Source organism: Microvirga subterranea (genome assembly GCF_003350535.1).
Classification (GTDB): domain Bacteria; phylum Pseudomonadota; class Alphaproteobacteria; order Rhizobiales; family Beijerinckiaceae; genus Microvirga; species Microvirga subterranea.
In genome coordinates this window covers 46761-63558 of the sequence record NZ_QQBB01000011.1, presented here as the reverse complement: position 1 = coordinate 63558, position 16798 = coordinate 46761, and the positions used below count along the sequence as shown (strand labels likewise).

At 58.8% G+C, this 16798-nt stretch carries 3 protein-coding genes; all 3 read left to right on the top strand.

Annotated features, from left to right (window positions below; genetic code table 11):
- Positions 1-151: 151 nt before the first annotated feature.
- Positions 152-7498, top strand: coding sequence for a hypothetical protein (locus DES45_RS21230; protein ID WP_147282461.1), 7347 nt, complete (start codon positions 152-154; stop codon positions 7496-7498).
- Between the two features lie 76 nt (positions 7499-7574).
- Positions 7575-15374, top strand: coding sequence for a cadherin domain-containing protein (locus DES45_RS21225; RefSeq protein WP_114772359.1), 7800 nt, complete (start codon positions 7575-7577; stop codon positions 15372-15374).
- 74 nt (positions 15375-15448) lie between these two features.
- The coding region (locus tag DES45_RS25275) for a Calx-beta domain-containing protein (protein ID WP_210210249.1) at positions 15449-16798 on the top strand (1350 nt) is incomplete at its 3' end.

The window sequence follows — 16798 nt, the reverse complement described above, 5'->3', positions numbered from 1 at the left end:
TTTTATGTTCTAATAGGCCAAATGGCCTAAGCCGAATGGCGGTTTCTTTTCCCAAGGGAAACTTAGTTGCGCTTCTTAAAACCTTCGCTATAACGTTACTTTATGTCAGAGTGGCCGGACGGCCGAGCTGAGAACGTGAAGGGAGTGCACCATGGCAACGTCATCCGATCGCAAGGTCCAGAAAGGCAAGATCGTGGCCCTGAAGCATGATGTCGCCGCGGTGAAAACCGATCCGCACCTTGCGCTAGATGACGAGCGAAAGTCCGTGGATTCCTCCGACTCTGACGTCGGAGCCGTAGTCTCAACTGATGAACGGACTGCTGCGCTGATCGGCCGCAAGAGCAACGCGCCTAGAGCGAACGGAACGGAGAAGTCATTCTCGTTCAATGAGACAGAAGCTGCCGATGCAATGTTGAACAGGCTTTTTGCGGTCAGTGCATCTATCGATTCGGCAACTCCGGGTGTCTTCTCGCCCTTGTCCAATGCACATAAGGCAGTGCTATCGCCCATCCTGGTGCCCGAGCCTATGCTCGCCGATGTTCTTATGGTTGGGTATTCGAGCTTCGGCGCAAGCGGGCAGTCCTTATCAGTTTTTAAAGCTGTTGAAACGGTGGACAGCGGCGCGCCCGTGGTAGCTCAGAGTTTTGGCGAGGTTGGCACGTCGCAAATCTTCGGGTTGTCGGTCTACAGCGTATACAACCAGCAAACGGCAGCAGATTCCGGCCATACCTATGAGGTTCGTTGGGACGCACAGTCTGCCACTTATGTTGGGACGCTCACGCCCTATGGGGCGGGAATCGGCGCCAACATCAGCATGGAAAGTCAAAGCAGCAATTACCTTATCAACAAGGTAAGCGTCGGCAACGGCCAGTACGTCTTCCATCTCTATGCAATCCGCCTGGACTTCGAGCAGCTTCCCCCAAACCGTCAGCAAAACCTCACCATTCTGGTTGGCGACGGGACCGAGTCGAGATTTGTGACGATTGGTCTTACCGCTCATAACGTTCTGGAGGCGCCGCATACCTTTACGATCCTCAATGGCAGTATCGCGGAAAATGCGCCTAACGGTAGCGCGACACAGACATTCGCCACCTTGGGTGCGACAAATCCCGAAGGGACCTCCATCAATTGGCAGATGGTAGCGGACTCAAGCGGTGCCTTCGGGGTAACCGTAGACGGTAGGGTCTATGTCAGCGACCGCAGCAAGCTCAATGCCGAGTCGCCCACGCCTTACACGATTAAGGTCAGAGCTACTGTTCCAGGATCTGACGGTGTCGGCACAGTATCTGCGGAGCACACCTACACCATCAACGTCACGGACGTGAACGAGGCGCCCGAGAATATCAAGGTTGGCAATCAGACCAGTCTCGAACTTCCGGAGAACTCGACGGATATCGGCGTGCTGTCCGCGTCCGATCCGGAGAATAACCCGATCTCGTGGTCACTGGATGCGAACCCTGCGAACATTCGAGACATCTTCTACATCGAGGCAGACCCAACCGTGCCGGGTGGATACCGGCTCAAGGCCCGTACGAACAAGCTCGATTTCGAGACCGCAACGCCTGCCGACGGACAGACCGCCCGCTACTACATCGTGAAGGTCACGGCGTCAGATGGGAGCCTGTCAAATACGCAGGATATCACCGTCTGGGTAACGGATCAGAACGATCCCCCGAACAAGCCGGCGGCTGCGTGGGGGACGGTGGCCGAAAATTCCCGCGATTTCGGAACAACCCTCGCGTCCGTGTCGGGCTCAGTGGATCCGGAGAACCCCGGAACTCCCGGGGCAGTGACATACCGCTTCATGGACAACACTGCTGGAAGCACCGGTGGGGGGCGCTTCGTGATAGGTCCCGACGGTACCGTCAAGCTCAAGAACGGCGGCCCGAACATCAACTACGAGGCCGGGCTCAACGGATCGGACCCGTATCTCGTCTCCGACGGACAGGGGGGCTACTACTATAAGCTTTGGGTCGTGGCGCAGGATGCTCAGAATGTTGCGTCCGAACCCGTCGAGGTCCGGGTTTATGTGACGGACCAGAACGAGAAGCCGACCGCGCTGACGTACCAGAACGTCGCGGTTCTCTCCGAGGATGCGGGTGCGGGCACGACCATTGCACATACACCCGTGGTCACCGATCCGGACACAACCCCCGCAAACCAGAGCTTCCGGTACAAGCTGGTCGATGCCAACGACCAGGAGATCACCGGTGCCTATCACTATGCCGTCAATTGGATGACGGGTGAGATCACCGTCGGCGCATTGGGGTTGCCGGGCACAGATACTGTCGGCGGCCAAAATTTCACTGTCTATGTACGTGTCGCCGACCAAGCGGGCAACGGCCTATCTCATCTCCAGCCCGTGACGATCCGCGTCATGCCGGGCTCGAATGCCTCGCCGCAAGCGCCGACATTCGGTCCGGTTGCGACCCTCTTCGAGAATGGATCTGCGAACGACAGCGTCGCGACGGTTCAATCCACGGACGATGGTCTGGGCGGCTCTCTGCAGTACGAGATCGTCAACCTCAGCGATCTCGGTGGATTCTTCTCGATCGATCCCACGACAGGCGTCATATCTTTCACTGGCGGAGCCAATTACGAGGCGAGCGATATCTTAGGTCTCAAGTACGAGAACCAGGGTCAGTCGGGCGAGAAGAGGTACTTCGAGGTCAAGGTTCGTGCGAAGGAGAGCGTCTCCGGCCAGACGTCCGGGACGACGACCGTCAAGGTGTACCTCACTGATGTGAACGAAGCGCCCTTAAGCGCAACCTATGCAACCCCCAACGTCATCTACGGAGGTGATAGCGCCGGCACGCCCGTCGTCGGCGCGCCAAGCGTTGCGGATCCGGACAGCAGGACGGCGTTCAAGGACTTCCGCTTCAAGCTGGTCGATCCCAACAATCCTGGCCAGGATTATAATGGGCCGTTTGTCATTGACGCACTCACAGGGGCTATCACTGTCGGCCCTGGTCTTCCAATCGGAGAGGCTCAGACCATCCAGCTCAAGGTCAAGATCACGGACCGCGGCGGAAACGGCTATTCGATCCTGAAGGACGTTTTCGTCACCGTCGAGTCCGATACGAATGCCCTGCCATCGGCGCCGACAACGGGCAACGTGGCGATTATGGTTGAGAATGGGCAGCAGGCTGATGTGACCGTCCTCAGTGCAACCGACGACGGACGCGGCGGCAGCATTGTCTTCGACTTTGCCCCTGGGGGAAATCCCGGAGGGCTCTTCCGCATCGATCCAGCCACCAAGAAGCTGATCTTCCTCGGCAATGCAAGCTACGAGGACGAGAGCATCGGCCTCCAGGTCGAGAACCCGGGCACGACCGACGAGAAGAAGTTCTTCTGGGTCAAGGTCGTCGCAAAGGAGAGTATCTCCGGCCACACGTCCGCTGAGACCAAGATCAAGGTCTATCTCAACGATGTGAACGAGCAACTCACTGGCGTCATCTACCGACCCGACGCGGTCAACGAGAATGCCGCAGCCGGCACTATCGTAGCCCAAGCACCGGTCATCGACGATCCCGATACGAGCGTAGTAAACACGACCTATCGTTTCGCACTGGTCGATAGTTCAGGCCGTGAGATCAGCGGTCCGAACCCTTTCTCGATCGATGCCAATACAGGCGCCATCCGTGTCAGCGAGTACGGCCTGCCGAACGTGACGGTCCCGACGGACATCCAGCTTAACGTCAAGGTCACGGACGGCCAGTTCCAGCGTACCGAACTCGTCACAATCCGCGTGCTACCGACCACAAGTCCTTACTCGATCATCCGTGGCGCCGACAGCCATGTCGATATTCCGGCTTGGGATACCGGCTCTCCGACACCTTTTTCCGGAATCACCTTCGCGACTGCGCTTCAGACCATCACAGTTGGGATTCGCCCAAATGATGCTAGCCACGGTGACCTCTATGATCCGCTGGGCGCAGGGCGGGTCGAGAACGGAACCTTCTGGTTTACTGGAACCGCTGATGCCGTCCGTCAGGTCGTCCAGCGTCTTGTCTTCAACCCGACCGATCGGCCGAATGACCAAGTTGGAGCCGAGCAATCGACGGCCTTCACCATCAGCGTCTATTCCGGCACCAGCCGTGACGATCGTGATCTGCTGGAGTCGAACGGCAACATTGAGGTAGATGCCAAGGCGGCAAACCGGGCGCCGACCGTCGACGCGCCGGTCACACTCCTGCGCACCTATGACAATGCAAACGGCGATGCGCAATTGGTGAAACCCTTCTCGGGCGTGACCATCAGCGACAGCAATGCCAGTGATATCGTTACGGTCACGATTCGGCTCGACGATCCGAGCAAGGGCATCCTGACGAATTTGGCGGGTGGCACGTTCGCAAACGGCGTCTATACCTTCAGGGGCTCGACCGCTGCCGCACAAGACGCCGTGCAAGGCCTCAAGTACAATCCTACGGACCGTCCGAACATGCCCTCGGGCGTCGAGACGACCACTTTCACCATCGTGGTCGCTAACGATGACGGTCTTTCCGCATCGGTGCCTGCTGGACGTATCAAGGTTGAATCGGAACACGTTCCAAACGGAATTATCGGCGGGGCAGACGTGCCGGTCAACACCCAAGTGGTGGATATCGACTTTCCGAAGCCTTTCGCGAACGTGAGTTTCACGCCCGATCAGGTGATCTCCGTCGAGATCAAGCTGAGCTCGAAGGATCTCGGCAAACTGGTCCCGCAGAATGGTGGAAGCTATGATGCGCAGTCCGGTGTCTTCACAGTGTCCGGCACCGTGGCGCAGATCGATGCGGCCGTACAGGCTCTGATCTTCGATCCTACGAATCGCTACGACGATCCTGTGAATGCCACCGGCATCACTACGACTTTCACCATTACGGTCTATGATGTTACCGGCGAGGGAGTTCTGGAGACGAACTCCAACATCAGCGTGACGACGAAGCCGTCCGACTGGGCGCCGAAGGACATCAGCTTCACGAGCGGGCCGGTCCCGGAGAATATCGGGGCACATGTACCCTTCGGCGTTCTGGCCGCGGTCGACCCAAATGGAGACCCCATCGCCAGCTACTTCCTGGAAGATGACGCTGGCGGCCTCTTCGACGTGGTCCAGGTGAATGGCGTCTGGAAGATCGTCGCTACCCAGCCTCTCGATTATGAGACCGCGTTCGCCCTGAGCGGAGGTGGCCGTGGACATACGCTCACGGTCCGAGCCGTCGATAGTCGCGGCCTTGTCTCCACCGTCGCACAGCCTATCGACATCAGGTTGTCCGATGTGAACGAGGCGCCGCACGGAATCTCATTCAGAAACGCTCAGGTGCTCGAGGTTGGCGTCGCAGCGGAGCACGCGTTCGTCGTCGATGCTGACGCCCGGGACCCAGACCTTGCAAACGCGGACTTCCGTATCAACAAGTACCGCTTTGCTGATAACGGCAGAACGGTCAGTGCCGACGGCCTCTTCAGGATCGACGCCGATACGGGTGTGATCACGACGAATCGCGCAGTCACGGACGCAGATGCTGCGATCGGACAATTCACCCTCCGGGTCGTGGCCTATGACGGTAACCTCGTCGGTCCCACCATGGCCCACATCGTGCAGGTTCGTCCGCAGAACGAGGCGCCCGACATCGCGGTGCTGTCCGGCGACACCTCGCATACTGTCTATGACAATGCCACGATCAAGCCTTTCGAGAACCTCCAGTTCTCGGACTCATGGGAACAAAGGCTCCAACTCAACATTGTGTGGAACAGTGGCACCGAGGGCCAGTTCATAAACGTCCCTGATCCGAACAGCTACCCTGGATTGATCATCGAATACGAGCCGGGCTCGACCGAGTTCTACATCATCGGGACCCAGGCTCAAATCAACGAAGTTGTGACGAACCTCGTATGGGATCCAAGGGATCGCGCGACGGACCCGGTAGGGACCGCTGTACCAACAGTTTTTACACTGGCCCTGTTCGATCAACAGCTGCAGAGCGAACTCGCCGTGACGGTGACTTCCGTCACGGCCAACCGGCCTCCGGTGATGCTCGATCCGATGGTGGCGAATGATGATCCCAACGAGCTGGGGTATATTACAATCACCGAAGGCATCGGCGGCTACGCGGATGTAGCCTTCCTCCGGGCATCGGATCCGAACCAGGGTGACCAGATCGTTTATCAGTTCGTCGATGGCTGGAATCCGCATGGATACTTCCGGATCAGCGGCAACAAGATCCAGCTCAACAATGTGATGCTCGACTACGACTCCACGAGCGACCCGCTCCTCCACACGGACACGACGAGCCTGCCCGGTCAGGTTCTGAAGTATTTCGACGTGAAGGTCGTCGCCAGGGACCAGAATGGCGGACCCGGCAGCCTGCCTTCCGCTCCGCAGACCATTCGCGTCTACGTCAACGATGTTGCCGGCGACCCCGTGAACCAGGCGCCGAACGACATCGGTCTCGATCACCTGAGCATTCGGGAGAACAGCGATCCCGGAACCGTCGTGGGCCACCTGAGCGCGACCGATTCGGATGGAGGGAACTTCCGCTTCTACACCGATGATACCAAGTTCGAGGCCGTCCAGACTGCTTCCGGCTGGGTGATCCAGTTAAGGCAGGGGCAGTCCCTTGATCGTGAAACGGAAGCCAGCCGTTCCATTACGGTCGAGGTGACGGACGGGCGAGGCGGCTACCACGAGGAAGACTTCATCATCCAGATCGACGAGGATCCGGCGGAGAACCTATCGGGGATTACATTGACCGGAGATGCAGTCGATGAAGGTTCAGATGCCGGGATGCCGTTTGGTATTCTGTCCATCTCTGGTGTGGACGACGCCAGGGTGACCTATTCGTTCGTCAGCAGCTTCGAGGGCGGCGGCAATGCCGGTGGACGTTTTACTTTAGAGCGCATCGGAGACCAGACCTTCCTGAAGGTCGGCAACGGCGTAAAACTCGATTACGAACAGATGCGTGGACATGACATCAAGATCCGCGCGGATATCGCCGGTATTGGCTCGGTTCAGACAGTGCTTCATGTGAATGTCAACAACGTCCTGCAAGAGGATTTGTCCGGCACGAACGATGCCGATCGGATTCAAGGCGGAATCGGGAACGATCGATTCCGCGGCATGGGCGGCAACGACACGTTAATCGGCGGTGCAGGCAACGACGAACTGTGGGGCGGCGACGGCAACCACTCCGGAAACGATGGTTCTGATGTATTCGTCTTCAACCGCTTCGGGACGGCAAACAGCGACATTGTCCGCGACTTCAGCGACGGCGATCGGATCCAGCTTGTGAAGTTCGGAGCCTTCGAGGGATTGGATCTGGGCATTCTGTCGCAGGAAGCTTTCCAGGTCGGCACAAGCGCCCTGGAGAGTGACGACCGGATCATCTTCGACCCGACAACAGGCAGGATCCTCTATGACAGCGATGGCAGCGGGGGGCGTGCTGCCTTCGAGGTAGCGACCCTCCAAGTGGGCGCCGAACTCAGCCATGACCGGATCTTCGTCACTGGGTACCTGATCTGAGAAAACCAGAGGCGGCCTTTACACGGGCCGCTTCTCTGTTACGATACGTTCGATCATGCTCTAAAGGGGCGCTCTGATGATCAACTCTCTCGAACTCCAGGCGGCTGCAGGAAATGGTGCGGCTCAAGGTGAAAACCCATGGACGGTTCTCATCAACGAGAACATCGAGACGGGCACGCATGTCGGCACGTTGATCGGATGCAACGCTCCTGGACTGACGTTCCGGATCTTCGATGACGAAGGAAATGAACAGGGGGCAGACGGCCGCTACACAGTTGTCGGAAGCGAGAACGCGGACGGCACCTATACGTATAGGCTCGTCGTACTCAACGGCGGAAATGCACTGTTCAATGCGGAGGACTCCGTCAACGGTGGCGTCCACAGCTTCATCGTCCAAGCCTATCAAGATGAAGATCTCGTTGGAGAAGGTCAACTCGAGGTCGTCCTGAACGACATCAACGATGCTCCAACCACACCGACGATCAGCCTTGGCGGGTTCATCGCCGACAATTCTCTCGAAGGAGACTTTGTCGCGCGCTTGAGATCGACCGACGATGACGGTGATCCTATCGGGTTCCAGTTCAAATTTATCGATGACGAGGGGAATACCGTCTACAGCCTTACCAGCAAAGACGGCCTCTTTAGAATGGATGGAGCCGGTCAGATCGTCGTTGCCGACGACACACGGCTTCCGGGGCACGGAATCCGGCTTCCAGTGTACGAAATTGTGGCAAGGGATGCATTCGGCGGTGAAACGTCCAATTCCATTACGATCGAGATCAGAGACGCGAACAACCCTCCCTCCGCGCCAGTCTTCACCGATGGTGAGATCAACGAGAACGTCGGTAATGATGCGTATGTCGGCACTCTGACGGCGACAGATCCGGATCAGGAAACTGTAGCCTTCGTTTTCGCAGACACGGGGACCAATGTCAGCTCTGGCAATCGCTTTTGGATCGACGCGAACGGCCGTATCCTCGTCAAGGACCGAAGCCAAATCCAGGTCGAGAGCGGTGATTTCGATGAGTATACCTACACGATCATTTCGCGCGACGGACAAGTCGATGGCGGGACGACCGAAATTCGGATCAAGGTCAACAACCTGCCTGATGACGCCAACCCGCTTCCCTCCGCACCGCGCTGGGACGACGGTGTCACGGGGGGCATCCAGGAGACCGTGGGGGCCAACTACGTTGTAGGTGACCTCTTCTCGGAAGATCCGGACGGCGGACAGGTGACGTTCAAGTTCCGCTACTTCGATGAGGCCAGTCAGCAATTCGTCCTGCGCGATATCAGCCAGGACAACGCGTTCAAGATCGTCAGTGGTCAGATCGTGGTGAACGACTGGGCGGCAATCCAAGTCAACGATGGGGATAACGGCAATTTCACGTACGATGTCGTCGCCATTGACAATGAGGGCGGTGAGACTATCGGCCCGGTCACCGTCACGGTCCAAGACGTCCCGAACGTCGTCGGGTTCGACGCTGGTACCGTTTCGATCTCCCAAGTCGAGGGGAACGATGACATCATCAGCTACACTTACACGCTGAGGCGCACCAACAACTTTGGTGAAACGAAGGTAGCATGGTCGCTCTCGGGCGACGTGGATCGTGCGGATTTTCCTGGGCTTGCCCTGCCGTTCGGTGAGGCGACGTTCCAAAATGGTTCCTACACGACTACGATCACGGTCACCGTTTCGGGCGATACGACTTACGAAGCAGACGAGGAATTCACGATCACGCTGCTCGAGGTGACCAGCGGCGAAGGCACAATCGGCTCCAACAGCACCGCGTCAGGTACCATCGAGAATGACGATGCGGAGCCAATGCTTCCGACCGTACAGTTCGGGAACTTTCTTGAGCCCGAAATACTCGAGGGAAATAGCGGTACGAGAACGGTCACCTTCCAGGTCGTCCGCGACTCAACGGCGGGCTCCCCAGTCGTGCACTGGCAGGTATCCGGAAGTCAGGTGAACGCTGCCGACTTTGCCGGAGGGGTCATTCCATCGGGCGAGGTACGCTTTGCGGCTGGGTCCTTCGTCGCTGATATCACAATCGAGATCGCCAGCGACACTACCTTCGAGTCGCACGAGCAGTTCTTCGTCACCTTGACGTCCGCTGAGGGGGCAGTGATCGGCAACCGCAGCGTGGTCGGAGCCGTCATCTTCAACGACGATATCCAGCCGACCGTCCCGGTCGTGCAGTTCGATCAAGGCAGCCTGACGGTGGAACGGACCGAGGGGTCCAATACTCAACTCGTTCAGTACACCTTCGACCTCGTACGCAACACCAACGTGGGCACCTCGACGGTCAAGTGGAATATCCGGCCGGGAACGGCGGATCAGAGCGACTTTGGTGGGGGACTGCCGAGCGGCCAGGTCGAGTTCCAGGACGGGTCCTACACTGCCCAGGTCAAGTTTTGGCTTCCCGGAGACGTCATCTTCGAGGGAGATGAGACGTTCCAAGTATGGCTGACCCGGATCGACGGCGGCAACGCCGAGATCGGCAACGACATGATGGCCGTCGGCGTGATCAAGGATGACGATCCGCCGCCGGCACCGATCGTGCAGTTCGATAGCTCTTCCATGGAAGTGATCGCCGTGGAAGGGGATACAGGAAGTGTGACTTACACTTTCCGGCTCGTGCGCGACCGGACTGATGTGCGTTCTGTTGTGAACTGGTCCGTTCTCGCACTAACTGCGGATGCGGATGACTTCGGCGGCACGCTCCCATCCGGCCAAGCGACCTTCGAGATCGGGGAGAACTCCTGCAACATCACCTTCACCGTGTCGGGTGACAAGCTCGATGAGGTCGAGGAGCTTTTTCAGGTTCTTCTCGGGCAGGTCGCCGGCGGCAATGCCGAGCTCGGTCAGAATATCCTTGCATCTGGACATATCCAGGATGACGACGAATCACCTACGGTTCCTGCCTGGAGCGGCGGCGCGCAGTATCGCGCGATCTTCGATACCGCCAGCGGCGGCGCGCCCGTAGGTGACCTGGCAGCGACCGATGGAGACAATGATCCGGTTTCCTTCCTGTTCAAATGGATCGATTCGAACACGGGCGCGACGGTATATGACACGGTCAGCCGCGACGGCAAGTTCAAGATCGTTGGTGGCCAGGTTGTGGTCGAAGGGAGCATCCAGGTCACGGACGGAAACGACGACCCGCTCTCCTACACGATCGTAGCCAGAGATGGGAACGGCAATGAGACCGAGGGCGAGATTGAGATCGTGGTTCAGGACATGAACCGCAATCCGATCTTCGACTCGATCAATCCTTCGGGACAAGGTCAGCCTGGCGGCGAGGGCGTGATCCTCGTAAGCGAGCTGGTGGGTGCGAACGAGATCGCCGTGGCGGCGGCGCATGATCTCGATATCGGTCAGACCGTTACCTACAGCCTTATGAACGACTACAATGGCCTATTCGCCATCGACGCGACCTCTGGAAAGATTCGCGTCACCAATCCCACACTTCTGGCGGTCGACGCGGGCGATGATCGCGAATACGCTGTCGTCGTGCGTGTGGAGGACGGCGCAAACGGCTCGGCCCAGCAGACGGTGCTGTTCAAGATCCTCGACGTTCCCAACCCGGACAACACCGAGCCGGTCATCCAATCGGTTTTGGCCTCGGGGGAGAACAGCGAGAATGGTGCCGATAACAGCATCGTCATCGATGAGCATGTTCCAAGCGGCATCATCGCCAAGGTAACGGCTGTCGATCCCGATCAGGGCCAAACTCTCTCCTATGCGCTCGAGGATGATGCGAACGATCTGTTCAGCATCACGGCGGACGGCGACATCGTCATCGATCAGTCCCGGCTGCCGACGATTCACTATGATCTGAGTTACAACCTCACCGTCGTCGTGGCGGATGGCGCTGGTGGCGTGGACCGCCGGCTCGTCAAGATCATCGTGAAGAACGTCAACCAGAACCCCGTTATCCAGTCGATCACGGCCTCGACCAATGGCGAGGGCGGGACGCACGATGGCAACTATGCGATCGTCGTCAGCGAAAGGGACGGTATCGGAGAGATCGGCACCGTTTTGGCCACCGATCCGGACCAGGGCCAGACGATCTTTTATGGACTGGCTGGAACGAACGGTGACTACAACGGCCTGTTCAGGATCGACAGCGCCGGCAAGATCCATGTCGCTAACGCCACTCTTCTGGCCGTCGATTCGGACACTGTTTATGAACTCACGGTAAGGGTTTACGACGGCTTCAACGGCTTGGCCGAGCAGACGGTTCTCGTCAAGATCCTTAACGACAACATTCCAGGTAACGGCGAGCCCGTCATCAACCGTGTCATCGCTTCCGGCAATGGCCAGCCTGGGACGGTCGACGATATGATCCTGATTGCGGACATCGCTTCCGCCGGCGAGATCGGCAATGTTATCGCCGAGGACCCCGATACGACCGACGTGCTCACCTACGCCCTGGTCGACGACTACAATGATCTTTTCAGCATCGACCAGACCACGGGCAAGATCAGCATCGCCAGGCCCGAACTTCTAGGAGATGCCGGTCAGGTCTATACGCTGACGGTGAAAGTAGCCGATGGCCGCGGTGGCATGGATCAGCACGACGTCTCGATCCAGGTTGTCGCCAATGCGGCTCCCGACATCATCCTGGCCCCGGGCGGGCAGACGAGCTGGACTACGACGGATCTTCAGGAAGTCACGCCCTTCCTCGACCTCTCCTTCGAGGATGCCGATGACGGCGCGACCTCCATCACAGTCAGGGTCGCCTTCAATGACGCTCAGGGTGACCTGGTCTTCGATGAGACCGACTTCCCTGATGTGACGGTGGAGCAGGCGGAGGGCTCCCTGCGGGTGAGTGGCGCCCAGGACAAGGTGACTCAGTTCATGCAGGCCCTGGTGTTCAGGCCGCTTCCACGTCCGACGGCGCCTGTCGACGATCCGCAGACGACCAACTTCACGGTCACCGTCTCCGATCGGTTCGGCGCGTCTGACACCATCGCGGTCGATGTCCTCGCCAAGGCGGAGAACCGTGGTCCGACCGCGATCACCATCACCGAAAACACGATTCAGGAGAACGCCGCCTTGGGCCGCCTTGCCGGCACTCTCGGCAACAATGACCCGAACCAGGGCGACACCTTCGTCTATGAATTGCTTGACGATGCGAATGACCGGTTCTTTGTCCGGCGCGATCCGAATGATGGCTTGTGGAAGATCTATACGCAGGCGGCGATCGACTACGACAACGATCCGGATCTCGAGGTCAACCCGAACAATCCCGCTGAGAAGTGGTTCAACATCCAGGTCAAGGTCACCGACCGGGGTGGCGCCGCAGGCGGCCTCAGCAAGACCGAATGGCTTAAGGTCTTCATCACCGACGAGAACCCGGACACAAACTACGACCCGATCGGTGCGACGCTAACCAACACGTCCATCGCCGAGAACAGCAATCCGGGCTCGGAGATCGGCATCCTGGGTGGGGTCGACCGCAATGGCGGCGATACCTTTACCTTTGCGGTAGTCGACCACAGCGCCTCCGATTCCCGCAGCGCTCATGGCAAGTTCGCCATCAGCACAGACGGAACCAAGCTCATCCTGGCCGACGGCTTCCGGCCGAACTACGAAGCGAATGATCCGCTCCTGCAGATCGAACGCGACGGCTCCGGCAACATCGTGCGCAAGTTCTATGTCGTCTATGTCGAGGTGCGGGATGCGGCGGACACCAATCCGAACCCGGTTCGCCAGAAGTTCGAGATCAACATCGGCAACCTCAACGAGGCGCCGCTCTTCGACGTCAACGGCGCGACGACCCGTACGACCCCGGTCGGCTCGCCTATCGCTGCCCTTGCCGACATCGAGCTTTTCGATGACGACGGCGACACCCTGACGTTGCAGATCACGTTCGACAAGAGCAAGGGCGGTCTCACCTTCACCGACACGGATGTTGATGGCGTCACCGTGGGTGGGCCGCAGGATGTGCTCAACGAGCGCACCTATACCCTGACCGGCAAGGCCGACAAGCTGATGGCCTTCCTCGATCTGGCGCAGTTCACCGCGACAGCCGCCGGAGACACGGTCTTCGACTTCTTCGTCACCGACGGCCAAAACCAGGTGACGCCGACGGAGACGATCACAGTCAACGCGACGGCAACGGGGAATCGGGCTCCGACAGATCTTCTTCTGAATAATGGAACGAGCGTCCTGGTCATGGAGAACCAGGCTGTTGTGGGCAATCTTAGCGCGACGGATCTTGATAGAGACACGTTGACTTACAGGATCATCGACGATCCTGATGCCATGTTCGCCATCGTTGGAAATGCCGTTGAGGGCTATCGGATCCGCGTTGCTCCCTTCAAGAACCTCAATTGGGAAAATAAGCAGGTTCATACCGTAACGGTCGAGGTCACCGACGGAAGAGGCGGAACGGTTACCCAGGAGTTCACGATCAATGTCGACAACCAGGACCCTGAAAACAACAATGCTCCGACCGGCTTGACCCTAACGGGAGGCACGATTCAGGAGAACAGTCTCTGGGGTACCCTGGTCGGTACGCTGCAGGGTGTTGATGCCGATCCAATCGACAGTCTCGTCTATACGCTTCTTCAGGACGACGACAACAAGTTCGAGATCGTGGGTAACGAACTGCGGCTGAAGCAGGGTGCCACTCTGAATTACGAGGACAAGAGGTTCCACGACATCGTCGTGAGGGTGACCGATCTGAACGGCACCGGCCTCTCTTACGATAAGGCGTTTAGGATCAACGTCGGCGACATTCCGGATCCAGAGGATCCGCATGCTCCGACCGGCATCGTGCTATCGCGGAACTACATCTATGAGAACCAGAGCGCCGGCGCACAGGTCGGCACCCTGATCGGGTTGGACCAGGATGGGGGTGATACGCTTACCTATACGATTGAGCCCGGTGGTGACGCTGGCGGGCGTTTCACTCTCGCGACGATCGACGGCGTGACCAAGCTCGTCACCAGCGACGTGCTCGACTACGAGGATCCTACCATCCAGACGGAGATGATTTACGGGGTCGAACACCGCTACTTCAATGTGCAGGTGCGCGTTACGGATGGGACGCAGAGATTCAAGGTCGAAACCCTCAAGGTCTATGTCAATGACATCGTCAATGAAGGAACCGTGAACCATGCTCCCACGAACATCGATATTTCCAACAACACCGTGCGTGAATATGCGACCACGACCGTGCTTGTGGGCCAGTTGACTCAATTCGATCAAGAGGGCGATGCGCTGACTTATAGGCTCATCGACAGCGCCGGCGGACGCTTCACGTTGGCCGGTACGGAGATCCGCGTCGACAAGGGTTATCTGATCGATTTCGAGCAGAAACGTGACTGGCAGATCACGGTTCAAGCCGATGACGGCCGGGGCGGCATTACAGAGAAGACGATCAACATCTCAGTGCGCAACTTGGGTGTCGAGCTTCTGACCGGCACGGATTTTGGGGACAAGCTGTTCGGCGGCACCCGCAATGACCGTTTCACGGGAGGTATGGGCGACGACACCCTGAGCGGCGCCGGCGGCAACGATACGCTCGACGGCGGTGCCGGCTCGGATGTGTTCATGTTCACCACGAGGCCGAACGCCACCACCAACATGGATACGATCAAGAATTTCGACTCCGGTGATCGAATCCATTTGACCAAGTCGGCTGTCGCTTTCGCCGCTCTGGGAGCGCTCGGAGAGCTGACGGATTTGGAATTCGAGATTGGAACCGTTGCGACCAAGACGACGACTCGTATTCTGTACGACGATCAGTCCGGCAAGCTCTATTACGACTCTAACGGCTCGGCAGCGGGCGGCCAGGTGCAGTTCGCCCTTCTCGAGACGAAGCCGGTGCTCAATCACACCCATTTCTGGGTCATCTGACAACTTTCGGTGGCGGACTTTACAAAAACCGCCACCATGCTACGTTACGACATATCATTGCATTGGGGGCCTCAATGGCAGTCACTCTTCAGATCGTCGCCGTCAACCATGATGGCGGCGCACAAAACGACCAGTTCAGCGTTCTGATCAACGAGAACATCGGCAGTGGAACCCGCGTCGGCAAGATCACGGGTTGGGAAGGACTGCAAGGGGCGCTGACATTCAGCTTCCATAAGATCGGTAATTTCACCTACAATGGTGGCGGGCGCTACGTCATCGAGGAAGTGATCATTCCACCTCCGGCAGGAAGCCCTGCAGGAACGCCACCGACCAAAGAGTATTATCTGACGGTCGCTCCTGGGATGGGCGGGGCCACGAACTTCGACTTCGATGGCGACGAACCGGTTCACGGTGAGGTTTGGGTCGACTGCTTCGGGCCGAGTTCGACCACTATCACCCAGGGCGAAGGCGTTTACGACATCTACATGAACGATCTCGGGAACGAGCCTGAGCCGGTTCCTCCGACTTTGTCGATTGCACCGCTGAGCGCGGTCAAGCCCGAGGGCAATTCGGGCATTACGCAGTACACCTTCACGGTCACCCGCAGCGGCGATACGTCCGCTGCTTCCGATGTGGATTGGGTTATTGACGTCGGAACGGGAGGGCTTACGGCCGAGGACTTCCAGTCGCTGACCGGCACCGTGCATTTCAACGCCGGCGCCCCAAACGCGACGATCACCGTGAACGTCGTTGGTGACACAACGGTCGAAGGGAATGAGGATTTCATAGTCCGACTGCGGAACCCCCGGGACGCCGGCATCAGCACGACCAATGGCAGTGCTCAGGGCACGATCCAGGATGATGATTCGACGCCCCCGTCCGCGCCGTCGATCTCGATTGCGGACGCGACCGGGTCTGAGGGCGGCAACATCGCCTTCGTGCTGACCCGCACGGGCGACCTGAGCCAGGCCTCGACGGTGACCTGGACGCTCAACCACGGCAGCACGGCGGCGGGCGACTTCGGCACGCTGCCGACGAACACGGTGGTGTTCGGGGCCGGCCAGGCGAACGCGACGATCACCCTGCCGGTGGCGGACGACACGCTGGCGGAGGGCAACGAGACCTTCACGATCGACCTGACGGCGGGCGCCAACGCGGTGCTGGGCGACGGCTCGGCCACGGGCACGATCCTGGCCAACGACGCGCCGTCGATCTCGATTGCGGACGCGACCGGGTCTGAGGGCGGCAACATCGCCTTCGTGCTGACCCGCACGGGCGACCTGAGCCAGGCCTCGACGGTGACCTGGACGCTCAACCACGGCAGCACGGCGGCGGGCGACTTCGGCACGCTGCCGACGAACACGGTGGTGTTCGGGGCCGGCCAGGCGAACGCGACGATCACCCTGCCGGTGGCGGACGACACG